The organism is Psychroflexus montanilacus (assembly GCF_020164535.1).
Taxonomy (GTDB): Bacteria; Bacteroidota; Bacteroidia; order Flavobacteriales; family Flavobacteriaceae; genus Psychroflexus; species Psychroflexus montanilacus.
This window is the reverse complement of the sequence record NZ_JAIQZC010000001.1, coordinates 301,419-324,690: the sequence shown is the minus strand read 5'-3', so window position 1 is coordinate 324,690 and position 23,272 is coordinate 301,419. Positions and strand designations below refer to the sequence as shown.

19 protein-coding genes are annotated in these 23,272 nt (G+C 36.6%); 11 read left to right on the top strand and 8 right to left on the bottom strand.

Annotated elements, in window-relative coordinates:
• Positions 1-5: 5 nt before the first annotated feature.
• Together LB454_RS01550 and LB454_RS01545 are read right to left on the bottom strand one after the other, a co-directional pair.
• The gene (locus LB454_RS01550; protein WP_224462550.1) at positions 6-2,477 is read right to left on the bottom strand and encodes a polysaccharide biosynthesis tyrosine autokinase; all 2,472 of its coding nucleotides are present in this window, start codon (positions 2,475-2,477) and stop codon (positions 6-8) included.
• The gene (locus LB454_RS01545; RefSeq protein WP_224462549.1) at positions 2,478-3,266 is read right to left on the bottom strand and encodes a polysaccharide biosynthesis/export family protein; all 789 of its coding nucleotides are present in this window, start codon (positions 3,264-3,266) and stop codon (positions 2,478-2,480) included.
• Between the two features lie 372 nt (positions 3,267-3,638).
• On the opposite strand from LB454_RS01545, the gene LB454_RS01540 reads away from it, so the two are divergent.
• Entirely contained in the window at positions 3,639-4,994 is a 1,356-nt protein-coding gene (locus LB454_RS01540) for an NAD-dependent succinate-semialdehyde dehydrogenase (RefSeq protein ID WP_224462548.1), read from the top strand.
• Positions 4,995-5,019: 25 nt separating this feature from the next.
• Positions 5,020-5,607, top strand: coding sequence for a hypothetical protein (locus tag LB454_RS01535; RefSeq protein ID WP_224462547.1), 588 nt, complete (start codon positions 5,020-5,022; stop codon positions 5,605-5,607).
• Positions 5,608-5,784: 177 nt separating this feature from the next.
• Here LB454_RS01535 and LB454_RS01530 read toward each other — a convergent pair whose 3' ends face one another.
• The gene (locus LB454_RS01530; RefSeq protein ID WP_224462546.1) at positions 5,785-6,102 is read right to left on the bottom strand and encodes a YbaB/EbfC family nucleoid-associated protein; all 318 of its coding nucleotides are present in this window, start codon (positions 6,100-6,102) and stop codon (positions 5,785-5,787) included.
• Between the two features lie 86 nt (positions 6,103-6,188).
• Here LB454_RS01530 and LB454_RS01525 point away from each other — a divergent pair, with 86 nt between their 5' ends.
• The 3 genes from LB454_RS01525 (at position 6,189) to LB454_RS01515 (ending at position 10,761) form a co-directional block, all read left to right on the top strand.
• A complete protein-coding gene (locus tag LB454_RS01525) occupies positions 6,189-8,324 on the top strand; it encodes a S9 family peptidase (protein ID WP_224462545.1) in 2,136 nt (711 codons plus the stop codon).
• A gap of 74 nt (positions 8,325-8,398) precedes the next feature.
• Complete coding sequence (locus LB454_RS01520; protein ID WP_224462544.1) at positions 8,399-9,463, top strand: PLP-dependent cysteine synthase family protein; 1,065 nt, start codon at positions 8,399-8,401, stop codon at positions 9,461-9,463.
• Positions 9,464-9,501: 38 nt separating this feature from the next.
• Entirely contained in the window at positions 9,502-10,761 is a 1,260-nt protein-coding gene (locus LB454_RS01515) for an aminotransferase class I/II-fold pyridoxal phosphate-dependent enzyme (RefSeq protein WP_224462543.1), read from the top strand.
• A 67-nt stretch (positions 10,762-10,828) separates the two neighbouring features.
• Here LB454_RS01515 and LB454_RS01510 read toward each other — a convergent pair whose 3' ends face one another.
• Genes LB454_RS01510 through LB454_RS01495 form a run of 4 tightly spaced genes read right to left on the bottom strand, consistent with a single transcriptional unit; the run spans position 10,829 to position 16,996 of the window.
• Positions 10,829-12,223: an efflux transporter outer membrane subunit gene (locus tag LB454_RS01510; protein WP_224462542.1), complete on the bottom strand. Its 1,395-nt coding sequence runs from the start codon at positions 12,221-12,223 to the stop codon at positions 10,829-10,831.
• A 3-nt stretch (positions 12,224-12,226) separates the two neighbouring features.
• Positions 12,227-15,385, bottom strand: coding sequence for an efflux RND transporter permease subunit (locus LB454_RS01505; protein ID WP_224462541.1), 3,159 nt, complete (start codon positions 15,383-15,385; stop codon positions 12,227-12,229).
• A gap of 5 nt (positions 15,386-15,390) precedes the next feature.
• On the bottom strand, positions 15,391-16,509 hold the full coding sequence (locus LB454_RS01500) for an efflux RND transporter periplasmic adaptor subunit (RefSeq protein ID WP_224462540.1): 1,119 nt from the start codon (positions 16,507-16,509) through the stop codon (positions 15,391-15,393).
• Complete coding sequence (locus LB454_RS01495; protein ID WP_224462539.1) at positions 16,499-16,996, bottom strand: transcriptional regulator; 498 nt, start codon at positions 16,994-16,996, stop codon at positions 16,499-16,501. Before LB454_RS01495 ends, LB454_RS01500 begins: the two co-directional genes overlap by 11 nt.
• Before the next feature lie 317 nt (positions 16,997-17,313).
• Between LB454_RS01495 and LB454_RS01490 the strand changes: the two genes are divergently transcribed.
• From LB454_RS01490 to LB454_RS01480, 3 genes are all read left to right on the top strand, one after another.
• Entirely contained in the window at positions 17,314-17,922 is a 609-nt protein-coding gene (locus LB454_RS01490; RefSeq protein WP_224462538.1) for a fasciclin domain-containing protein, read from the top strand.
• An 83-nt stretch (positions 17,923-18,005) separates the two neighbouring features.
• Complete coding sequence (locus LB454_RS01485) at positions 18,006-18,428, top strand: NUDIX domain-containing protein (protein WP_224462537.1); 423 nt, start codon at positions 18,006-18,008, stop codon at positions 18,426-18,428.
• 6 nt (positions 18,429-18,434) lie between these two features.
• Positions 18,435-18,818, top strand: coding sequence for an acyl-CoA thioesterase (locus tag LB454_RS01480; RefSeq protein WP_224462536.1), 384 nt, complete (start codon positions 18,435-18,437; stop codon positions 18,816-18,818).
• 4 nt (positions 18,819-18,822) lie between these two features.
• Here LB454_RS01480 and LB454_RS01475 read toward each other — a convergent pair whose 3' ends face one another.
• Positions 18,823-19,113 (bottom strand): DUF3817 domain-containing protein, encoded by a 291-nt coding sequence (locus LB454_RS01475; RefSeq protein WP_224462535.1) that lies wholly within the window; start codon positions 19,111-19,113, stop codon positions 18,823-18,825.
• A gap of 86 nt (positions 19,114-19,199) precedes the next feature.
• Between LB454_RS01475 and galE the strand changes: the two genes are divergently transcribed.
• Genes galE through hutH form a run of 3 tightly spaced genes read left to right on the top strand, consistent with a single transcriptional unit; the run spans position 19,200 to position 23,268 of the window.
• A complete protein-coding gene (gene galE / locus LB454_RS01470; protein ID WP_224462534.1) occupies positions 19,200-20,219 on the top strand; it encodes a UDP-glucose 4-epimerase GalE in 1,020 nt (339 codons plus the stop codon).
• A gap of 10 nt (positions 20,220-20,229) precedes the next feature.
• Positions 20,230-21,738 carry an NAD(P)H-hydrate dehydratase gene (locus LB454_RS01465; RefSeq protein WP_224462533.1) on the top strand — a complete coding sequence of 503 codons (1,509 nt, stop codon included), beginning with the start codon at positions 20,230-20,232 and terminating at the stop codon, positions 21,736-21,738.
• Between the two features lie 39 nt (positions 21,739-21,777).
• Entirely contained in the window at positions 21,778-23,268 is a 1,491-nt protein-coding gene (gene hutH / locus LB454_RS01460; RefSeq protein ID WP_224462532.1) for a histidine ammonia-lyase, read from the top strand.
• The last annotated feature ends 4 nt before the right edge of the window (positions 23,269-23,272 follow it).

Genomic DNA, 23,272 nt, shown 5'->3' with positions numbered 1-23,272 from the left:
TAATGTTATGCGTTAAATATTTTCTTCAATTTTCTTTTGATTCGTTTTCTTAGAGAATGTTTATGTTCAAGTTGTAAATATCCATTTCCGTAACGTCCGTATCCATAACCATAGCCATAGCCATAATTATATCCATAACCATACTTGGCCTTGTGCTGAAAATAGTTGAGAACAAAACTAATGTTTTTCACCTCACCTTTTTCATACTTTTCATTGATCACACTTAGCATGGCTTTTTTGGTGTAGTTTTGTCTCAAAAGATAAAGTGAGGCATCTGCATATTTCCCAAGATTCAGCGCATCGGAAACCAGACCAATTGGAGGTGTATCCATAATGATACAGTCATACTTTTCTTTAAGAGTTTCAAACAACACATCCATTTTATCGGACATTAAAAGCTCGGAAGGGTTTGGTGGAACAGGTCCAGAAACAATAACATCTAAGTTATCATACTTTGTGGTTTGGATGATGTCTTCTATAGAACTTTGATCAATTAAATAATTAACCACCCCAATATCATTAGTAATATCAAAATCTTCAAAAATTTTGGGTTTTCTAAGGTCTAAGCCTATCAGTAAAGTTTTTTTACCACTCATGGAAAACACCGAAGCCATGTTGATGCCTGTAAATGTTTTACCCTCCCCACTCACAGAGGAAGTGATAAGAATGGTCTTATTTCCTTGAATATGCTTCTGCTTAAAAATAAACTGCATACTCGTTCTCAAACCTCTGAAGCTTTCAGCAATTGCAGATCTTGGTTTTGAAAATACAGCGAGGTTACTGCTGGTTTTACTTTTTCCAACTACTCCTAAAATAGGAATAGGGGATAACTTGTTGATGTCTTTGGGGTTATTGATTTTATTATCGAGAAATACGAGTAGAAAAACAAAAACCAAGGGTACAAAGCTGCCTATTAGTAAGGCCATAACGTAATTAAGCTCTGTGTTTGGACCTATTTTGCCACCTCCAGTGTCCATAGCTTTGTCTATGATTTGTACATCACTCACATTGGCGGCTTTTATAAGTCCTGCTTCGTTACGTTTACTTAAAAATAAACTATAGGTCTCTTCGCTTATGGTATAGCGTCTTTCAATTTTGAGTAAATCCTGCTGTTCTTTAGGCAGTTTTCTTATTTGCCGTTCCAGTTCTGCAACATTTTGTCGGACAGTACTTATCTGTTCCTGAAGAATTTCTTTAGAAGAATCGATATTCTCCAGAAGTACAGACTTGGTAGCGTTGATTTGCCTATCTATATCATTAAAAACTGGTGCGTCAGACTTTAATGAATAGGAATATTTACTCCTTTGTTCTGAAAGTGCTACAATTTTTCCAACTGCAGAACTTATGCTTGGCTCATCGATTCCTGCTACAGATGGGGCTGGGACGTCAGTGTAATTTTGTCTGCTTCTCAGGTACTGCTCCAGTCTATTGTAATAATCCAACTGCCTTTGGATTTCATTTTTTTCAAGATCAAGATTAGTAAGGCGCTGTCTTATTTCACTGCTTTCTGCCGTCAAATCAATAATATCATTACTGATTTTGAACTGATTTAACTCCTCTTCCACAGATTTTAATTCTTTGGACTTTTCGGTAAGACTGCTATCTATAAAACGAATTGTTTTAGTTGCAAACAGGTTTTTTCTATTCAGCATGTCTTCACTAAGAACATAGACTGTATTGTTAAGATAATCTACCAGTTTTTGCTTGTTATTTCCATTCAGAGATAATTTCAAAATAGAACTTCCTTTGTTTTCTGGACTTACATTGACATTCTGAAATTGCTTTACAGTAGAATAATAATTGTTAAATTGAAAATAATAAGGTTTATTTTCTCTTACTGGAATGGTATTTCTCAAAATCCGTCCTTTGAAGTAAGGGGAGTCAACGTATTCTGAAGTTGAAAATGTAGCTTTATAATTAATTTTATCGGAGTATTTACTCTCCTGTTCTTTTGTTGAATAATTAAAATAATTAAGATTTCCTGGCTCTTCATCTTCAAAAGTCAGGCTGAGTTCAAATGTCTCTTCATCCAAAAAAGTAACAGACATTTTTCTCCCCATGAGCTGTGACTGTAAGCTGTCCTCTATAGCCACAAATGGAACCCTCCCGTATGCATCTTCCTTTTGATACTTGCCGTCTTCAAAATATTGAATATAATACCTCAGCCTGTCCACAACTTTTTCGTTGTGCGTTCTGGTCTTAAGGGTTGTGACTGTTGTATTGACTTTGTCCGAAACTCCTCCCCAGTTGAAGGTTAAACTTGTATTGGAAGTGAAAAATGGATTTTGATCATCCTTTACGGTTATCAAACTCTCAATTTGATAAATAGGCTGCTTTCTTACATTTATGAAATAGGCAATACTCAAGCCTATGAGGATACTGATGACAAACAAGTACCAGTAGCTAAATATTTTGACTAAAAATCCTTTAAAGTCAAAGTAGGCATTGGATTCGCTTATTTCGAAATCTTCATCCATCTAGAGTCGTATCAATAATATGGTGAGTCCTGTTAATAATGAAAAAACAGTAGCTATAGTTCCAAATCCAGTTTCACCAATACCAAATGATTTTTGAGGTAGAGGATCTACTATAATTAAATCGTTGGGCTGTATGTAATAAAACGGTGAATTCACTGCTGAAATTTTTGTAAGGTCAACTCTGTGTATGCGTTGTCCTTCCGGGTATTGCCTTAAAATTTTTATATTCCGCCTATCTCCGTAAATGGTGATGTCGCCAGCGTTTGCGATGGCCTCCATAATGGAAACCTGTTCCTTGTAAATCACCTGGCTGCCTGTTCCTATCTCACCTAAGGTCGTGTAGCGCAAGCCTGCGAGTTTTACTGTTATAAAAATATTCGCTTCAGATTTAAAATATTCATTTAGAAGCTTTTCTTCTAATTTCAGTCTTATTTCTTCCAAGGTAAGTCCAATAACCTTTAGTCTTCCTAAGGTAGGAATTCTTATTTCACCGTGTCTGTCGACCAAAAATCCGTCAAAGTAAGCCTTTTCTTCAGTGGTTGCCGTAGAGTTTTCAGCATCACCAATAGGATTAAACATACTCGTCAATTCCTGATCCAGAGCTTTTACTCTTATGCTAAGTAAGTCATTGATCTGAACTCTGTAAGGAGGTTGCATTTCCTGAATGCTAATCAAGCTATCAATTTGTGTTTCCTTATCTTCTGCTAAGTAAGTAAGTCGCTTTGTACTTATGCAGGAGCTAAGTGAGGTAATGGCAAATAAGACTATAATAATTGATGTTAATTTCATCCAGTGGTTAATAATTAATATGGCAAATATAGTTTTTGATTTAGAAACATAAACCCTTAACTTATATTTTATATACGTCAACGTTTAATTTTTAGATCAAGTGTTTTTAATGGTTAATTTTTTTTACCCTTAAAATCTGATGTTCGAGATTTATTCATAAAAAATACTGCAAATATGGCTTTCATTTAAAGCGATAGTTTTTCTTACTAGAATCAAACAATACGATCTTCAAACGTGCAAAGAAATCATAAAAGACTTTTAAAAAAAGTGTGGTCATCTATAAAGTCATAAATTTAATCATTCAACAACCGAATCTTTTTATTCAAAGTTGAAAATATTTCAAAATTGAATGATTTTTTAAAATTATAACCAATGAAATTTCAAAGCAAAAATCCCTATGATGGAACTCATATCGCTGAATATACCTCACTTACTTCCGAAGAGCTCAATCAAAAATTGAAAGATTCTTCTCAAGCCTTTAAACATTGGAGAAAGACGCCATTATCTGAAAGAACTCGACTTCTTAAAAGAGTAGCCCAAATACTTAGAGGCAATGTAGAAGAATACGCTAAAGTTATCACTTCAGAAATGGGAAAACCTATTGCTGAATCCAGGGCTGAAATAGAAAAGTGTGCCTGGGTTTGTGAGTATTATGCAGAACATGCAGAAGAATTTCTAGCTCCAGAGCAAATAGAAACCGACGCTACCAAAAGTTTTGTACGACACGATCCTATTGGGACAGTGTTTGCAGTAATGCCTTGGAATTTCCCCTTTTGGCAGGTGTTTAGATTTGCAGCTCCCACCTTAACTTCTGGAAATACAGGATTGCTGAAGCATGCTTCCAATGTATTTGGCTGTGCTGAGAAGATTGAAGAAGTATTCTTAAAAGCTGGCTACCCAAAAGCTGTGTTTCAAAATTTAATCTTTCATCATGATGAAACCGAAACAGTAATTTCTCATGATGCCGTTCAAGCTATAACTCTTACAGGAAGTGAAAAAGCTGGCTCTGCTGTAGCACAATTGGCAGGAAAATATATCAAGAAAAGCTTGTTGGAGCTAGGAGGAAGTAACTCATTTATCGTGTTGGAAGATGCAGATGTAGATCAGGCTGTAGAAACAGCCATAAAAGCCAGAATGATGAACAGCGGACAAAGCTGTATTGCTGCCAAGCGATTCATCATAATAGACTCAGTCTACGATGAGTTTGTGACCAAATTTATAGAAGCTGCAAGCAAACTTAAAGCTGGAGACCCCATTTTGGAGGAGACACAAGTTGGGCCACTAGCAAGAAAAGATCTCGCAGAAGAACTTCAAAAGCAGGTGCAGGAATCTATTCAAAAAGGAGCAGAACTGTTATTGGGCGGGAAACAAAAAGAGTGTTTTCATGAGCCCACTGTTTTGGGTAATGTAACTGAGGGCATGCCAGCATTTGACGAGGAAACCTTTGGTCCTCTGGCGGCAATGGTAAAAGCTAAATCTATTGACCATGCTTTTGAGCTATCGGAAAAATCAAGATTTGGATTAGGGGTGAGTGTGTTTACAAAAAATGCGAAAAAGGTTTTAGAGTATGCAGATAAGGTAAGTGATGGTGCACTTTTCATTAATGAATTGGTGAAATCAGACCCCAGATTACCCTTTGGAGGAACTAAAATTTCAGGTTATGGCAGAGAACTTTCCAAAGACGGGATGATGGAATTCATCAATAGAAAAGTGGTCTACATGAAATAAAGTCAATCTTATCACTCCTGTTATGATGAAAAAGTATACACACATTATTTTGACTCTTCTTGTCTTGCTATCTCTATCTTCCAGAGCGCAGCAATTTGTAGAAGATTGGGATGGAGCGCCCAACCTGGAAAGGCATCAGTTTACTTTAAATTTTATTGGACCTGGCATTCGCTATGAGCTGGGTTTATTTAAAAATATAAGCGTTTCAACAAGTATAGCTCCAGGACTGGCAACTTATGAAGAAGGCTATTCTTTTGGTCTGGCCTGGCATACTCGCGTAAGATACTATCATAATTTTAAGACCCGTTACAACTATGGAATGGAAATAGTCGGGAATTCTGCAAACTATTTTGGACCTGCAAGAACGGTGTTTTGGGAGCCAGTGCAGATTAGTCATAATCTGGATGGACAGGATAATTTTTCTCTAGCATTCTACGGCGGTGTTTATGGTTGGCAAAGAACCAATAGAAAAGGTTTTAATTCCACTATAGAATTGGGTTTTGGCTATTACGATGGAATAGGAGTAGACAGTGGTTTTGGTCCGCTGATTAATTTTACTTTTGGCTGGGTGCCTGGAAGTAAAAAATCAGATGAAATCATAAAAGGCTATTAGTCAATAAGAAAACAAATTGATCTGTCATATTCTTATTCCTGCCAATTTTTAACTAGCCTGACTGTGTCTGCCAATTGAGTGGAGAATTTAAAAGACTGTCATTTTATCAATAATGAGTTTAAGAGGCAGGTTATAAATAACTTATCAAATGTTTAAAAAAAGCCTAACTTTAATTGCCTAGCTCGTTAACCCTGGAATATCTGGAAGACCGTCTTTTGCAACGGCAGAAATTTCCGCTTCATTTACATCACCAGCTTTTTTGATTGCTTTATTGAGTGTTAGGATTAAATAATCTTCCAACTGTTCTTTATCTTCAAGTAATTTATCGTCTATTTCAATAGATTTCACTTCTCGGTTTGCAGTGATCTTTACTTTTAAAAGCTCATCATTGCTTTTTTCCTGAAGAGTTACTTTGTCCAGTCGTTTTTTGGTTTCCTCCACTTTAGCTTGGGTTTCTTTGATTTTATTAATCATACCCATCATATCTCCAAACATAATTTTATGTGTTTAATTTATTTACAAAATTACTATATTGTAAGGCTATAAACTTGATCAATCTATGTAAATTAAAAATGAGTCTTATGAAACAATTAATTCCTGTTCTTGCCTTAAGTTTTATATTTGCCACTTCTTGTAAAAATGATAACTCGAAGATGACAAATACAGATATAAAGCCGCCTGTCGCAGAAAAAAAACCAAAAACTCTTTCCATTCATAATGATGACAGAATAGATAATTATTATTGGATGAATGACAGAGAAAATCCAGAAGTCATCGATTACCTTAATGCAGAAAACAAATACTACGAGGAGTCTACTGAGCATACCAAGGATTTTCAGAATAGCTTGTTTGAAGAGATGAAGTCTCGAATTAAAGAAGATGATACTTCTGTACCTTATAAGTTAAATGGATACTGGTATCAGGTAAAATATGAGAAAGGGAAAGACTACCCTGTTTATACCAGAAGAAAAGGTTCCATGGATGCAGAGGAAGAAATTATGTTTGATTGTAATGCAATGGCAGAAGGCCATTCTTATTTCAATCTTGGAGGCGTAAGTGTGAGTCCGGATAATACCTTTGCATCATTTGGCATTGACACCGTAAGTAGGAGAAAGTACACGATTCAAATTAAAAATTTGAAGACGGGTGAAATTCTTCCCGAAAAAATTGAAACAACAACAGGAGGTTCGACATGGGCCAATGATAATAAAACTCTTTTTTATACTAGAAAAGATGAGCAAACCTTAAGGTCAAATCAGATTTATAAACATAAACTTGGAGACTCACCAGATCAAGATGAGTTAGTATTTGAAGAAAAAGATGAGACTTTTAACACCTATGTTTATAAAACTAAATCTAAAGACTATATCATAATCGGCTCTTCAAGCACCATGTCTGACGAATATCAAATCCTTGATGCCGATAAGCCTAATGATACTTTTCAGGTATTTTCTGCGCGCAGAAGAGGCCTAGAGTACGATTTAGCTCATTATAAAGATCATTTTTATATTCTCACCAATAAAGATGATGCCCAAAATTTTAAATTGATGAAAACTTCTGTGGATTCTACATCAGAAGACAATTGGGTAGAAGTAATTCCTCATAGAAAAGATGTTTTACTTGAAGGACTGGATATATTTCAAAACTTCCTGGTGACAAGTGAAAGATACAACGGATTGACAAGAATTCGTGTTCAGAAATGGGACAAAAGTGATGATTATTATCTTCCTTTTACAAGCGAAACTTATACAGCAAGACCAACGACCAACGTAGATTTTGACACTGATAAATTGAGATATTCATACAACTCACTTACTACTCCAGCATCGGTGATTGAGTTTGATATGGTGGATAAGACTGAAACTGTTTTAAAAGAACAAGAAGTCCAAGATCCCAACTTTGATAAGAATAATTACATTTCTGAAAGAATCTGGGCTACAGCTAGTGACGGTACTGAAATACCTGTGTCTTTAGTGTACAAGAAAGGCATCAAAAGAAATGGTAAAAATCCATTGCTTCAATATGGATATGGAAGTTATGGAGCGACCATGGACCCTTACTTTTCTTCTACGAGATTATCACTTTTGGATAGAGGATTCATCTACGCTGTAGCTCATGTAAGAGGTGGAGAGTATTTGGGTAGAGACTGGTATGAAAAAGGGAAATTGCTTCATAAGAAAAACACTTTTACTGATTTTATTGAGGTTTCAAATTATTTGATAGAACAAAAATACACATCTCCAGAGCATCTTTATGCTATGGGAGGCAGTGCAGGCGGACTTTTGATGGGTGCGGTCATTAATATGGCTCCAGAGCTATATAACGGAGTTGTTGCTGCAGTTCCTTTTGTAGACGTAGTGACAACTATGCTAGATGAATCTATTCCTTTAACGACTGGTGAATATGACGAATGGGGGAATCCAAACGATAAGGAATACTATGACTACATCAAAACTTACTCGCCTTATGATAATGTTGAAGCAAAAGATTATCCAAATGTGCTCGTCACTACAGGTCTTTATGACTCACAAGTTCAATATTGGGAACCAGCTAAATGGGTAGCAAAACTGAGAGAATTAAAAACAGACACTAACAGGTTATATCTGGAGACGAATATGGATGCCGGGCATGGCGGAGCGTCTGGTCGATTTGAAGCTTTAAAAGAGCTTGCAAAAGACTACGCTTTTATTCTTGATTTAGAGCAAATATCAGAGTAATCCAAAAAAAATCGTAATTTAGCCCCCTGTTATTTATTCAATAGACACTACTTACGTGAAAAGACGTTGGCTTTATGCATAAAAATTTGAATGTTCACGACAGCTTGTTATCCATGGTGGGCTGCACACCTTTAATAAGATTAAAAAATATTACTAAACATTTTCAGGGAGAATTTTTAGCTAAATATGAAGCTCAAAATCCTGGTTTATCTTCCAAAGACAGAATTGCTCATTACATTATAGAAAGGGCTGAAAAAAATGGAGATTTGAAACCTGGAGATACGATTATAGAAACTACCTCTGGCAACACTGGTTTCAGTATTGCTATGGTAGCGGCCATAAAAGGATACAAGTGTATTCTCGCAGTGAGTTCAAAATCTTCTAAAGATAAAATTTCACTTTTAAGAACAATGGGCGCAGACGTCACCGTTTGTCCATCCAATGTTGCTCCAGAAGATCCTCGATCTTACTACGAAGTTGCCAAACGCATTCACAAGGAGACCCCTGGATCTATTTACATCAATCAATATTTTAATGAATTGAATATTGATGCTCATTACTTAACAACAGGTCCTGAAATCTGGTCACAAACCGAAGGTAAGATCACTCATCTTGTGGCTTGCAGTGGTACTGGTGGTACGATATCTGGGACCGCTAGATTCCTTAAAGAAAAAAATCCTGATATTCGTATTTTAGGTATTGATGCCTTTGGTTCTGTTTTACAGAAGTACCATGAAACCGGTAAACTTGATAAAAGTGAAATCTATCCTTATAAAATCGAAGGCCTTGGAAAAAATCTAATACCAACCGCTACAGATTTTGACAGCATCGACAAGTTTACTAAGGTAAGTGATGAAGATAGTGCTTATATGGCTCGCGATATTGCCAGAGCAGAAGGTATGTTTGTAGGCTACACCAGCGGTGCTGTAATGCAAGGTATAAAACAACTGAATAGGGAAGGTGAATTTAATTCTCAAAGCAAAGTAGTCGCTATTTTTCCAGATCATGGTTCAAGATATATGAGTAAAGTTTTTTCAGACGACTGGATGAAAGAACAAGGTTTCACCAACTACCCTGGATTAGAGGATAAACAAAACAAAAGCAATTTGAAAAAAGCCCATGTCACTAACATCAACTAATTGATATTGGGTAAGTTTGCAACAAAAAACACATCAAAATGAAAGATTTATTTTCAAAGATTTATAGAGATAAAGGCCCGTTAGGCAAATGGGCAGATCAGGCTGAGGGCTATTTTGTATTTCCAAAATTGGAAGGACAAATCAGTAATCGAATGAAATTTCAAGGACGCGAAGTCATTACCTGGAGTATCAACGATTATTTAGGTTTAGCCAATCATCCGGAAGTAAGAAAAGCCGATGAAGAAGCTGTAAAAAAATGGGGGAGTGCTTACCCTATGGGTGCTAGAATGATGAGCGGTCATACAGATCTTCATGAACAATTGCAAAATGAGTTGGCAGAATTTGTAAGTAAAGAAGCAGCATATGTTCTCAACTTCGGTTATCAGGGCATTTTGTCTACCATAGACGCCCTCGTAGGTAAAGATGATGTCATCGTTTATGATGTAGATGCTCACGCCTGTATTATTGACGGTGTGCGTTTACATTTAGGAAAGCGTTTTACCTACAAACACAACGATCTTGACAGTATTGAATTGAACCTGGCACGCGCCGAAAAAATAGCTGAACAAACTGGCGGTGGTGTTTTATTTATTTCTGAAGGTGTTTTCGGAATGAGAGGTGAACAAGGAAAATTAAAAGAAATCGTTGAATTAAAGAAAAAGTATAACTTTAGATTATTAGTTGATGATGCCCACGGCTTCGGTACGCTTGGTAAAACTGGAGCAGGAGCAGGAGAGGAGCAAGGTGTCCAAGATCAAATAGATGTTTACTTCGCTACTTTTGCAAAATCCATGGCCAGTACAGGAGCTTTTATAGCAGCTGATAAAGAAATTATCGATTACCTCAAGTACAACTTGAGATCTCAAATGTTTGCAAAATCTCTACAAATGTCTCTTGTGGAAGGTGCCTTGAAGCGACTAGACCTTATAAGAAAATCCCCAGAGTTTAAAAATAAATTATGGGATAATGTGAATGCACTTCAAAATGGACTGAAGGCAAAAGGCTTCGATATCGGAACCACGACGAGTTGTGTAACTCCAGTTTATCTTAAAGGTAGTATTCCTGAAGCTATGGCTTTGGTAAAAGACCTTAGAGAAAACTTTGGTATTTTCTGTTCTATTGTGGTGTACCCTGTCATACCTAAAGGATTGATTCTGTTAAGAATGATACCTACGGCAACTCATACCATGGAAGATATTGAAATTACGTTGGATGCTTTTTCCGCGATACGAGAACGCTTAGAAAATGGAACCTATAAAAAATTGTCTCAGGCCTTGATGGAAAAAATGGGAGAATAAATTATTCCTAAGTTACTTTATAAAAAAAGCCGAGCATCGCTCGGCTTTTTTAGCTATGTAATATCAGTTATTGCCAGCCACCACCAAGACTTCTGTATAATTCTACAACAGCGCTAAGTTTATCAAACTGAATTTGAGTAACCTCAAGTTCAGTATTTAAAGCATTTTCTTGAGCATTTAAAACTTCGAGGTAAGTTGCTAGTCCGTTATTTAATAATTCCTGAGAATCATCCAGAGCCTTTTGATATGCTTGATATTCTTTTGCTTTCACCTCTTTCCTTTCAGTTGCGTTTTGGTAATTCAGCATGGCATCAGATACCTCCCTGCTTGCAGTCAATAATGTGCGTTCAAAATTCAGTAAAGCTTGTTCTTTTTCACTTTGAGCTACTTCGTACTCAGTTCTGATTTCTCTTCTATTAAAAATAGGTTGAGTAAGACCTCCAATCAGTGTTAAAAAAAGCGAATTCGTTGAAATGAAATCTGAAGCTTCTAGACTCTGAAAACCTCCTGTTGCAGAAATAGTGATAGACGGATAAAATCTACTTTTTGCAGCATTAGTCAATTCGAAAGCATTGATCAAGTCGTATTCTGCTGCAATGACATCGGGTCTGTTTTCCAACAAATCTGAAGCAACTCCAGTGGTCAATTCCTGATCAATAACTTGAGCGGAAAGCTCACCTCTTTTAAAACTTTGTGGAGATTCACCTTTTAAGATGGAAAGTGTATTTTCTAGGAGTTTGACGTCATTTTTTAGATCCAGTAACAAAGCTTCTGCAGCATATACTTGAGCTTCAGTTTGGCTTACAGCTACTGAAGTCAAATTTCCAGCTTCTTTTAATGCATTGCTGGTTTCGAGACTTTTCTTTCGACTTTCCAGCGTTTCTTCTGCAATTTTCACTTGTTCGTCTAGTGCTAAAATTTGATAATATCCAGTAGCAATACGCGAAATCAAATCGGTTTTTACAGCTTTGTGAGCAGCTTCAGACTGCATGAATCTGGCTTGTGCAGCTCTTTTATTACTTCTGATTTTTCCCCAAATATCAGCCTCCCAGGCTAAGCTTGCATTGAGCTCATATTGTTCTAATGAGGAAAAGAAACTACCAAACTGAGAGTTTGGAGATAATTCTTGTCTGGTTACTGAACCATTGATATCTACTGAAGGATAGTATCCAGCCTTGCCTTGTTTGAAAAATGCATTGGCAGCATTAATTTGTTGTAGGGCTATTCTTATATCTTGATTATTTTCTAAGGCCTCTTCTATGTGATGTTGAAGGACGGTATCAGTAAACATTTGCCTCCAGCTCACTTTTGAAACGGACAAAGAATCCTCTTTTAACTGGTCGGTTCTATAATTTATAGGATCTATCTCTTCCTCAGGTCTTTCGTAATCTTTTGCCACAAAACAGGATTGTAATGAGGATAAACAGATAACAACGAAAATAGATTTAATAATGTATTTCATGATCTATTTAGTTTCTTTAGAATTATTTTGAGCATTTTCAACTTGAGCTCGGCTCGATGGACTTACTTTTTCTTGTAACCACTGGAAAACAACAAATAGGACCGGTATGACAAATACTCCGATAAGGGTTCCTACAAGAAGTCCTCCTGCAGCACCTGTTCCTATTGAATTATTTCCTTTAGCTCCAACTCCTGTTGCAAGGACAAGTGGCAGTAAACCTAAAATAAATGCAAAGGATGTCATCAAAATAGGTCTTAATCTCACTTTAGCTCCATCTAAAGCAGCTTCATATATAGACATTCCTTCCTGTCTTCGTTGTATGGCGAATTCTACAATAAGTATGGCATTTTTAGCCAGTAAACCTACCAGCATAATCAATGCAATTTGAAAATAAATATTGTTCTCTAAACCTGCTAAATTGGTACTCCAGAATGCTCCTGCCACGCCAATTGGTAATGAAAAAATTACTGCAAAAGGGAGTAAATAGCTTTCATACTGCGCCGCTAGAAAGAAGTAGACAAAAAGAATACTCAAGGCAAAAATGAAGATGGATTGTCCGCTGGCCGCAATTTCTTCTCTGGTTATACCCGAAAATGCAATATCATAATCAGTGCCCAGTTGAGCTTCGGCTGTTTTTCTAATGGATTCAATGGCATCACCAGAGCTAAATCCTGGGGTTGTACTCCCGTTGATAGTCACTGCATTGTAGAGGTTGAATCGATTTACCACTTGAGGCCCGTAAACTCTTTCTAAGTCTACAAATTCTGAAACTGGTGCATTTTCACCTGATGGTAAGGTGACAAAAATGCTATTGAGACTTTCTTTATTATCTCTATCTTCTGGCAATGTCTGTACGAATACTCTGTATTGCTTCCCGAAAGTAGAAAAGTTGGATACAAAAAATCCACCAACATAGGATTGCATGGTGGTAAGGACTTCGTCAACAGACAATCCACTGGCTTTAATCTTCGGTACGTTCAGATTCATGCTGTATTGAGGGAATTTTGTACTAAAGGAACTATTCGCAAAAGCAATGGATTGTTTTTCAAATAACCCACCCACAAATTTGTTGGCTTCGTTGTCCAGGTCTCTTAGAGGTCCTGCTGCCTTGTCGATCAATTGCATTTCAAATCCATCGGCAGCTCCGTATCCCGGTACGCTCGGAGGTGTAAAAAATTGAATCTCAGCATCAGGAATATCAGAAGTAACCTGATTCAGTTTACCAACGATGGTATTAATTTGGGTGGCATCATTTGTTCTCTCACTCCAGTTATCAAGAATAATAAAGCCCTGAGCATACGAACTTCCGTTTCCTGAGAAAAAGTTTCTACCTGATATCAAGGAGGCAGTTCTTATGCCTTCTATATTTTGAATCCTTTCGTAAATGTCTTCAGTTGCTTTAAAAGTTCTGTCTAAAGATGATCCTACTGGTAATTCCAGATTCATAAAGACAACTCCACGATCTTCTGTAGGTACAAATCCTTTAGGAGTCATTTCATTAGCAAAATAGATGGCTACTCCAGCTACAATTAATATAAGTAAAGTAACCCATTTCTGTCTTACAAGAAATTTTAGGGAATGTACATACTTGGTCAGCAGGGCATTAAACCCAGCATTGAAGGCATTGTAGAATCGCTGTAATAAATTTGGTTTGTCTTTCTGTTCTTTAGGAGGTTTTAGAAATAAGGCACATAAAGCTGGACTTAACGTAAGAGCGTTTACTGCAGAAATAACGATGGCTACAATAAGCGTTACACCAAATTGCTCGTAAAATACTCCAGCAGGACCTTTTATGAATGTAATCGGAATAAATACCGCTGCCATTACCAGCGTAATGGATACAATAGCTCCGCTTATTTCATTCATTGCAGTAATGGAGGCTTCCTTGGCACTTTGGGCACCATCCTCAAGTTTGGCATAAACCGCCTCTACTACAACGATGGCATCATCCACCACTATACCAATAGCCAGAAGCAATGCAAAGAGTGTAAGTAGGTTGATGGAATACCCAAATAAGTTTAAGAAGAAAAAGGTACCAATTATAGAAACAGGAACTGCTATAGCAGGTATTAACGTAGATTTTAAATCCTGTAAAAAGAGGAATACTACCAAAAATACAAGTAAAAAGGCTTCTATGAGTGTTTCCTGTACTTTGTCTATAGAGGCAGTTAAGAATTCATTGGTATCATAGTTGACAAGATATTCTACACCTTCGGGGAAGTTTTTTTCAAGTTCATCCATTTTATCGTAGATGTCCTCAATGATTTCCTGGGCGTTGGATCCAGGGGTTTGAAAAATTCCGAAGTTAACACCAGGATAACCCTTACTTCTTGATAAAGAATTATAGGAAAAAGCATCCAGCTCAACTTCTGCGACATCTTTCAGTCTCAAAAACTGGTTGTTATCAAATGACTTTAAAATGATGTTTCCATATTCTTCTGAAGTTTTGAGCCTGCCTTTATAAGTAATAACATATTCAAAGGCTTTTCCTGCATTTTGTCCTACAGAACCTGCAGCAGCTTCCTGACTTTGTTCTCTTATGGCTGCTATAACTTCTGAGGCATTAAGGTTATAATTCGCCATCTTATCTGGATCAAGCCAGACACGCATGGAGTAATCTTTACCTCCAAACACATTGACATTGGCAACGCCATTGATACGTTGTAATTCTGGACGGATATTGATGTTCAAATAATTTTGAACATACGTATCAGAATAATCTTCATTGGTAGAATAAATTGCTGCATAAAGCAAAGCTGAATTCTGCTGTTTTTCGGTAATCACACCATTTCTTACAACTTCATCTGGTAAAACAGCATTGGCACGTGCTACTCTGTTTTGAACATTCACGGCAGCAATATCGGCGTCGTATTCCTGTTCAAAAAACACTGTAATGGTAGCACTACCATCATTACTAGCCGATGAAGTAAGATAGGTCATACCTTCTACACCATTTATTTCTTCTTCAATGGGAATGATAACACTTTCCAGAATGGTTTCAGCATTTGCACCCGGGAAGCTCGTGGTTACCTGTACGGTTGGCGGAGCAATATCAGGATACTGAGTGACTGGTAATTCTTGTATACCAAGGATACCAAGCATCACTATTATTATCGAAATAACAGTCGATAAAACGGGTCTTTCTATAAATTTCTTTAGCATCTTTACTATTTAAAAACTTTATCAAATGAATCTACAATGGAGTCCACTGTAGACTCTTTAGGAATTATTTTATCGCTGTTTTTGATTTTATTGACGCCTCTTCCCACGATTTTCTGACCTTTTTTTAAGCCCGAATTCACAATATAAAACGGATCTGCTCTCACTACTTCAATCGCTTTTTCTGTGACAGTGGAATCGGATTCATTAAAACTGAATACAAATTCTTTACCTTGTCTCGAGAATGTTGACATTCTTGGAACAACTATAGCATCCTTGGTATTGGAAGGTATTTTGATTGTTCCGGTAAGGCCGTCTTTTAAAATTGATCCAGTATTTTCAAAAGTAGCTCGGAATCTGACAGTTCCCGTTTGTCTATTCACCTGACTAGAAATACTGGTTATTTTCCCTTTCTTTTCATATTCCTTGCCATTGGACATGACCAGCATTACGTCTGGAAAAGAAGAAGTCATGTCCGACTCATCTTTTGTCTCTGCATTAAATTGACTGGCCATATTCAAAAACTCCTTCTCATTTACAGAGAAGTATGCAAAAACTTCGTTGGTTTTCACAACTCTGGTAAGCGGGAGCATATCAGAAGGATTGATAAGCGCACCATCTCTGTAATTGATGTTGCCTACATAGCCATCTACAGGACTTTTAATAGTTGCATAATCTACATTTGCTGAAATGCTTTCCAAGTCACTTTTTGCAGTTTCCAGTTCAGCTTTAGCAGTTTCCAGTTGTCTTTGGCTCACAATTTCTTTCTCAACCAAAGGTTTCAATTTGTCAACTTCAATCTGAGCAGAATTTACTCGAGCTCTTGCTGCAGAAGCATCACCACTCAGGCTTCTTGTTTCTAATTTGAATAAAATATCTCCTTTTTTCACAGCAGCTCCTTCTTCAACCCTCACGTCTGTAACATAACCGGGAACTTTAGCTCTTATCTCACTACTTATGACGCCTTCAAGTTGAGTTGGATACTCAGAGAATGTAGTCATGTCTCTAGTTTCAACTTTAATAATTGGGAGTTCAGGCGGTGGTGATGATTGTTGTTCGTCTTGCTTTTGGCATGAACTAAATACAAGTGTCGAAACAGCTATAAAGGCAAGTAATTTATTTTTCATGGGGATTTAAATTATGACTCGTTTGTTTTAGGTTATCTATTGTCTCTAATATATTTTCTCTTTCGTTGACCAGGTGATTTTTGAAAATAGCAACAAGTTTTTTGTTGAAATCTTCATTGTTTTTAAATTGAATAACTTTTGAAAGCATTTTGATCTCTTTCTGAATTTTTTCCAGATGTAATTCAAGAGTTTTGCATAAATAATAGCGTTTTGTCTTGAAGTAACGTTTTCTTTTATCATCCTTATAAGTGAAATCAACGCGACCTTCTTCAATTAAAAAATTCAACTGATTGGAGACAGAACTCTTGCTGGCACCTGTGATATCAATAAGATTATCAAAAGTGAGCGATTCTGAAGATGAAAGTATAAGGTGAGAGTATATCTTAGAAGCCAGTGGAGGCAGATCATGTTCAGTTTCAAAATGCAAACTCAATTCATTTATAAGATTGTTTTTCGATTCAGAAATAGAGTTATCATTTTGCTTCATAGAGCAAATGTAATTTTAGTTCGTTTCCAAGCGAACAAGTTTCAGATAAATTAATGTTAATGCGAATTACTTTAGTTTTTTATTAAGACTATCCAGCTGGAGTTTAATTCTAAAGTTGAGTGGGAAGCCTGCTTTAAGTCATTTAGACTAATAAAGTTTAATTAGCATTGACAGCCATTGTTGATTAATAAGGGGACTAGTTATCATGAGTAAGCGCTACCCTAACTGATTTCATAGAATTAACAAATAATTATAGTGTATCTTGGGTTTGTTTCAGGTTTTTAAAATACTTTTAAACAAACTAATAAAATATAGTCATGAAAAAAATAATTTTGAGTTTGAGCGTAATTGCAATGATTGCATTTACTTCTTGTAAAAACAACGAAGAAAAACAAAAGGAAACTGAAACTGAACAGAAAGAGGATGCAATGGAATCTGATGCATCCTATGATGATGGAAATTCTGAAGATGCAATGTCTGATCAACAAAACATTGTAGAGATTGCCTCCGGGAATGATGATTTTAGCACGCTTGTGACTGCTGTGAAAGCTGCAGGTCTAGTTGAAACATTAAGCGGTGACGGACCATTTACAGTGTTTGCACCAACAAATGATGCTTTTGCAAAATTACCAGAAGGAACAGTTCCTAATTTGGTTAAACCAGAAAACAAGGAACAATTGACTGGGATTTTGACTTATCATGTTGTTTCTGGAGAATTTATGGCAGCTGACGTTGTAAGTGCTATCGAAGATAACGGTGGAAGTTTTACAATTCCTACAGTTCAGGGAGGTGAATTAACAGCCTCTCTTGATGGAGAAAATGTTATTTTAACTGATGCTAATGGAAGTACATCAACTATAATTATGACTGATGTTGACGCTTCTAATGGTGTGATACATGCCATCGACACAGTTGTGATGCCATAATGAGTTCACAAAATTCTTATTAATTAAAACCCTTCTTCATGAAGGGTTTTTTATTTTAGCACATTTAAAAACGTACATAAGCATTGAGACAATCAATTCATATTACTGTAGATATAGTCGTTTTTTATAAGAAAAGACAAAAGACGTTTATCTTACTGATCAAAAGAAAGAATGATCCTTTTAAAGATTCATGGGCCTTTCCAGGTGGGTTTGTAGACAATAACGAATTGGTTATAAATGCATGTAAAAGGGAATTGAAAGAAGAAACTGGCTTGGATTTAAACATTGATGCCTTTAAGTTTTTAAATTATTATGATGCTTTAGATCGAGATCCCAGGAGCAGAACAGTTTCATTTGCATTTTTAGCAGAAACAGATGAACAGAAAGACGTAGAAGGGAATGATGATGCACAAGACGCAAAGTGGTTTCCTCTTGAGAAATTACCTAAATTAGCTTTTGATCATTCTGAAATACTTCAGGATGCTATAAATCTTATCAAAACTTAAGAAATTATGAGATTTCATACTAGAAAATGGATTAAACCTGAAGACTTAAACCCGAATGGCACTCTGTTTGGTGGAAAATTACTGGCCTGGATAGATGAAGAAGCAGCGTTGTATTCTATCATTCAATTGGAAAACCAAAAGACAGTTACCAAATACATGAGTGAAATCGACTTCAAAAGTTCTGCAAAACAGGGAGATATTGTTGAAATTGGAATTGAAGTTGTGAAATTTGGTTCAGCCTCACTTACTTTAAAATGCGAAGTCAGAAATAAAATGACTAGACAAAGCATTATTGTTGTAGATAAAATTGTAATGGTGAGTCTCGATGAGGAGGGAAACGCTAAACCTCATGGCAAAACAAAAGTTGAATTTGTAAAAGACAGGCTCTAAACGACTAAGGTAAATATTTTTTTTCCACCACAAAAGGTCCAAAAGGAAGTATAGAACTTAAGAATACAATAAGAAGAACCTTTACAGACCACCCGAGTTTTTCATACATCCAATAGGCACCTAAGAGATAAAGTATAAACAAAATACCATGAGCCATACCTACAATTCTCACATACTCCGGCATTTCCCAAATATACTTTAGAGGCATGGCTATAAACAAAAGAACCAGAAATGATAGGGCCTCTAAAATGCTAACCCATCTGAAAACTCGTATTGATGTATCTTCTTGTGGCATATTTAATTTTTTTCAAAAATACGCTTTACAATAATTAGGCCTCGTATTTTTTGTAATTTGCAAGTTAATTTTAACAAGTCTATAAAATGAAAATACTAGTTACTGGAGGTCTTGGTTTTATAGGTTCCCATACTGTAGTTGCACTACAAAACAAAGGCTATGAAGTAGTTGTTATCGATAACCTCTCCAATTCATCATTACAAGTTCTTGAGGGAATTACCCAGATCACTTCTAAGACTCCAGAGTTCCAAAAGATTGATTTAAAGGATAAATCTGGTCTCCATGATTTTTTTATTAACCATCAGGATATTTCTGGTGTTATTCATTTTGCAGCATCCAAAGCAGTTGGCGAGAGTGTGGAGAACCCGCTTTTATATTATGAAAATAATTTAGCAGCATTAACGTATTTGCTTCAGAATCTTGTAAAGTTAGACAAACAAAATATGATTTTCAGTTCCTCTTGTACAGTTTATGGTCAAGCGGATGAACTTCCCATTTCAGAAGATGCTCCTGTCAAAAAAGCAATGTCTCCTTACGGAAATACAAAACAAATTGGAGAGGAAATAATAAGAGATACCTGCGCCACAGAAGATAAATTAAGAGCTATTTCTTTAAGATATTTTAATCCTATTGGGGCTCATCCCTCCGCAGAAATTGGAGAATTACCCTTGGGTACCCCTCAAAATCTGGTGCCTTTTATCACTCAAACAGCAATAAGTAAACGAAAAGAACTGTCAGTTTTTGGAGATGATTATCCTACCAGTGACGGTACCTGCATAAGAGATTATATACATGTCATGGATCTGGCAGAAGCACACGTCATAGCTTTAGAAAGACTATTGTCTGCTCCAACTAAAGATACTTTTGAAGTGTTTAATGTTGGGACAGGTGTAGGCTCTTCTGTACTGGAAGTCATCAAAGCTTTCGAAAATGCTTCTGGAGAAAAGTTGAATTACAAAATTGTGGGTAGGCGTGCTGGTGATGTGGTTGCTGCTTATGCAGACACAAAAAAAGCAAATGAGATCTTGGGTTGGAAAGCAAAACGTTCCCTAGAACAAGCTCTTAAGGATGCCTGGACATGGGAGAAAACACGTGTGAAAGCATAAAATATGAATTATGAAAATATTGAACGCCTCACAATTGTCAGATCTAGACCAATACAGTTGTGAAGTTCAGAATATTTCTTCTTGGCAGCTAATGGAGCGTGCCGCTGGATTAGCTTACGATGAAATAAAAAAAACTTTACAAGGAGAATCAAAAAAAATTAAAATACTCGTTGGTCCAGGTAATAACGGAGGAGATGGTCTTGCTATAGCTTATTTCATGGCAGAAGATGATTTTGAAGTAGAGGTTCTTTTGGTCAATTTTACACCCAACAGATCTAAGGATAACCAAAAAAATCTAGATCGGCTTAAATCTCAGTCAAAATGTAAGGTAACTGAATTTGTTGAAAATTCTCATCTTCCAAAAATCGATTCTGAAGAGGTTGTCATCGATGCAATTTTTGGGGTTGGCTTGAACAGACCTATGCCAGATTTTGTTCAAAAACTGACAAGACATGTCAATGAGTGTTCATCTAAAACCTTTTGTCTAGATGTACCAAGCGGTATGTATCTGGATAGATCGCCAGGTGATAGTGAGAGCGTTTTTCAGGCTGATTTTACGTTGACTTTCCAAACTCCAAAATTGTCTCTGTTTTTACCAGATTATGCAAATTGCATTGGAGAAGTAAAAATCATAGATATAGGTTTAAGTCAAGACCATTTAGAAGAAATTTCTACAGAATTTAATTTCGTTGACCTAAGCTATGCGAAAACACTTTATCAACCAAGATCTAGATTTTCTCATAAAGGGACTTACGGTCATGCCCTTATTGTTGGCGGAAGTCAATTGATGCTTGGGAGTGTTTTGCTTTCAAGTTTGTCCTGCATGCGTTCAGGAGTAGGTAAAACAAGTGTTATGATGCCCAGTAGGGGACATTCCTCATTGCTGCAGAACTTGCCAGAAGCTATGCTAATTGAAAACCAATCAGAAGATTATATCAGCTTCAAAGAGCTCGATTTTCAGCCAGATTCTATAGGGATTGGCGTAGGTATTGGAACATCTAAAGATGCCTTAAAAGCTTTAAGTTTGTGGCTAGATAACGCCACCTGTCCTTTAGTGATAGATGCAGATGCTTTAAATCTTATTGCTGAGTATGAAGGCTTGCAGCGTCAAATTCCGAAGAAATCTATCCTAACCCCACATCCAGGAGAACTGAAGCGACTTATAGGAGAATGGAAAGACGATTTTGAAAAGTTAGATAAAATAAAGAAGTTATCTCACCGATTAGACGTTGTTATACTGGCCAAAGACGCCCACAGTTTATGTGTATATAAAAATGAAGTCTATGTAAACTCTACGGGTAATGCAGGAATGTCAACTGCGGGAAGCGGCGATGTACTCACAGGACTCATTGCAGGTTTACTGGCGCAGGGCTACTCTAGTTTAGGTGCAGCTGTATTTGGCATGTATATTCATGGACTTGCTGGAGATTTCGCATCATCTAAAAGGTCTCAAGAAGCCATGATTGCTTCAGATATTGTGAAGCATTTGGGAGATTCTTTCTTAAAACTTAAAGATTGAACAATTCTTAAATCTTATCTTTGATTAAAAGATATTGCCATGCCAATTACACATTATATAGATTCATCAGTGCTTGGATTTTCAAAACTTCAGACTTTACTAGATGAAGATTATAAAATTGCCTTAAGCGAAGAGGCCAGTGCCGAAATAGATAAAGCGCGTTCCTATCTCAACTTAAAACAAAAGGAAAGTAAGCACCCTATTTATGGGGTTAATACCGGATTTGGATCCCTGTGCAATATCAAAATCAATGAAGATAAGCTTACTTTTCTACAGGAAAATTTAGTCATGTCTCATGCCTGTGGAACAGGAGATAGGGTAGAAGACGAAATTGTAAAATTGATGCTATTGCTGAAGATTCAATCTTTAAGTTACGGTTATTCTGGAGTTTCAATAAAATTGGTGGAACGACTTATCCACTTTTACAACGAAGGTATTTTTCCCGTAATTTATGAACAAGGCTCACTTGGGGCTTCTGGAGATTTGGCTCCTTTAGCACATTTGGCTTTACCTCTCCTTGGCAAAGGTGAAGTTATTATAGATGGTAAAATTGAATCTGCTAAGATTTTACAGGAAAGATATGGGTGGGAGCCATTAGTGCTTCAATCCAAGGAAGGTTTAGCCCTGTTAAACGGCACTCAATTTATGAGTGCACACCTGCTTAGAAATGTTCTTTATTCAAGGCGTTTGATGAAATGGGCAGATGTGATTGCTGCCGTTTCTATTGATGCATTTGACTGTAATATGTCTCCTTTTGATGATTTAGTCCATCAGGTAAGGCCACACAAAGGACAAATTGAAACAGCACAAACCATACTGAAGTTGTTGCATGGAAGCGAAATTGCTGTTAATCAAAAGCAAAACGTACAGGATCCTTATTCGTTTAGATGTGTTCCTCAGGTACATGGAGCAACTCGAGACGCTTTACGTTACATTGAGCAAACCTTACTTACAGAAATTAATAGTGTAACAGATAACCCAAATGTATTTGTAGATGAAGATAAAATTATTTCTGGTGGAAATTTTCATGGACAACCCCTTGCTATTGCTGCAGATTTTATGGCAATTGCCATGAGTGAAATAGGGAATATTTCTGAGCGAAGAATATACCAGCTGGTTTCAGGTTTAAGAGGTCTGCCGACATTTCTAGTCAGTTCCCCAGGACTTAACAGTGGTTTCATGATTCCACAATATACAGCTGCCAGTATAGTGAGTCAAAACAAGCAATTGTGCACGCCTGCCAGTGTTGATTCTATAGTTTCCTCCAACGGCCAGGAAGATCATGTAAGTATGGGAGCAAATGCAGTTACCAAACTAAACAGAGTTATAGATAATATTGAAAAGATACTTGCCATCGAGCTATTTAATGCCTCACAGGCGATGCACTTTAGACGTCCATTAAAGAGCTCTGAAGCTGTCGAGTCTATTTTAGACGCTTACAAAGAAGCAGTGCCAGTAGTGAGAGAGGACAAAGTGATGGCAAGTGAAATACAGAAATCAATACGCTTTTTAAGAAATCATAAAATCTAAGTGG

Excerpts from the sequence above, each read along its gene's own strand:
- LB454_RS01550 (WP_224462550.1), bottom strand. The coding sequence starts at position 2,477 with ATGGATGAAGATTTCGAAATAAGCGAATCCAATGCCTACTTTGACTTT.
- LB454_RS01545 (WP_224462549.1), bottom strand. The coding sequence starts at position 3,266 with ATGAAATTAACATCAATTATTATAGTCTTATTTGCCATTACCTCACTT.
- LB454_RS01540 (WP_224462548.1), top strand. The coding sequence starts at position 3,639 with ATGAAATTTCAAAGCAAAAATCCCTATGATGGAACTCATATCGCTGAA.
- LB454_RS01535 (WP_224462547.1), top strand. The coding sequence starts at position 5,020 with ATGAAAAAGTATACACACATTATTTTGACTCTTCTTGTCTTGCTATCT.
- LB454_RS01530 (WP_224462546.1), bottom strand. The coding sequence starts at position 6,102 with ATGTTTGGAGATATGATGGGTATGATTAATAAAATCAAAGAAACCCAA.
- LB454_RS01525 (WP_224462545.1), top strand. The coding sequence starts at position 6,189 with ATGAAACAATTAATTCCTGTTCTTGCCTTAAGTTTTATATTTGCCACT.
- LB454_RS01520 (WP_224462544.1), top strand. The coding sequence starts at position 8,399 with ATGCATAAAAATTTGAATGTTCACGACAGCTTGTTATCCATGGTGGGC.
- LB454_RS01515 (WP_224462543.1), top strand. The coding sequence starts at position 9,502 with ATGAAAGATTTATTTTCAAAGATTTATAGAGATAAAGGCCCGTTAGGC.
- LB454_RS01510 (WP_224462542.1), bottom strand. The coding sequence starts at position 12,223 with ATGAAATACATTATTAAATCTATTTTCGTTGTTATCTGTTTATCCTCA.
- LB454_RS01505 (WP_224462541.1), bottom strand. The coding sequence starts at position 15,385 with ATGCTAAAGAAATTTATAGAAAGACCCGTTTTATCGACTGTTATTTCG.
- LB454_RS01500 (WP_224462540.1), bottom strand. The coding sequence starts at position 16,509 with ATGAAAAATAAATTACTTGCCTTTATAGCTGTTTCGACACTTGTATTT.
- LB454_RS01495 (WP_224462539.1), bottom strand. The coding sequence starts at position 16,996 with ATGAAGCAAAATGATAACTCTATTTCTGAATCGAAAAACAATCTTATA.
- LB454_RS01490 (WP_224462538.1), top strand. The coding sequence starts at position 17,314 with ATGAAAAAAATAATTTTGAGTTTGAGCGTAATTGCAATGATTGCATTT.
- LB454_RS01480 (WP_224462536.1), top strand. The coding sequence starts at position 18,435 with ATGAGATTTCATACTAGAAAATGGATTAAACCTGAAGACTTAAACCCG.
- LB454_RS01475 (WP_224462535.1), bottom strand. The coding sequence starts at position 19,113 with ATGCCACAAGAAGATACATCAATACGAGTTTTCAGATGGGTTAGCATT.
- galE (WP_224462534.1), top strand. The coding sequence starts at position 19,200 with ATGAAAATACTAGTTACTGGAGGTCTTGGTTTTATAGGTTCCCATACT.
- LB454_RS01465 (WP_224462533.1), top strand. The coding sequence starts at position 20,230 with ATGAAAATATTGAACGCCTCACAATTGTCAGATCTAGACCAATACAGT.
- hutH (WP_224462532.1), top strand. The coding sequence starts at position 21,778 with ATGCCAATTACACATTATATAGATTCATCAGTGCTTGGATTTTCAAAA.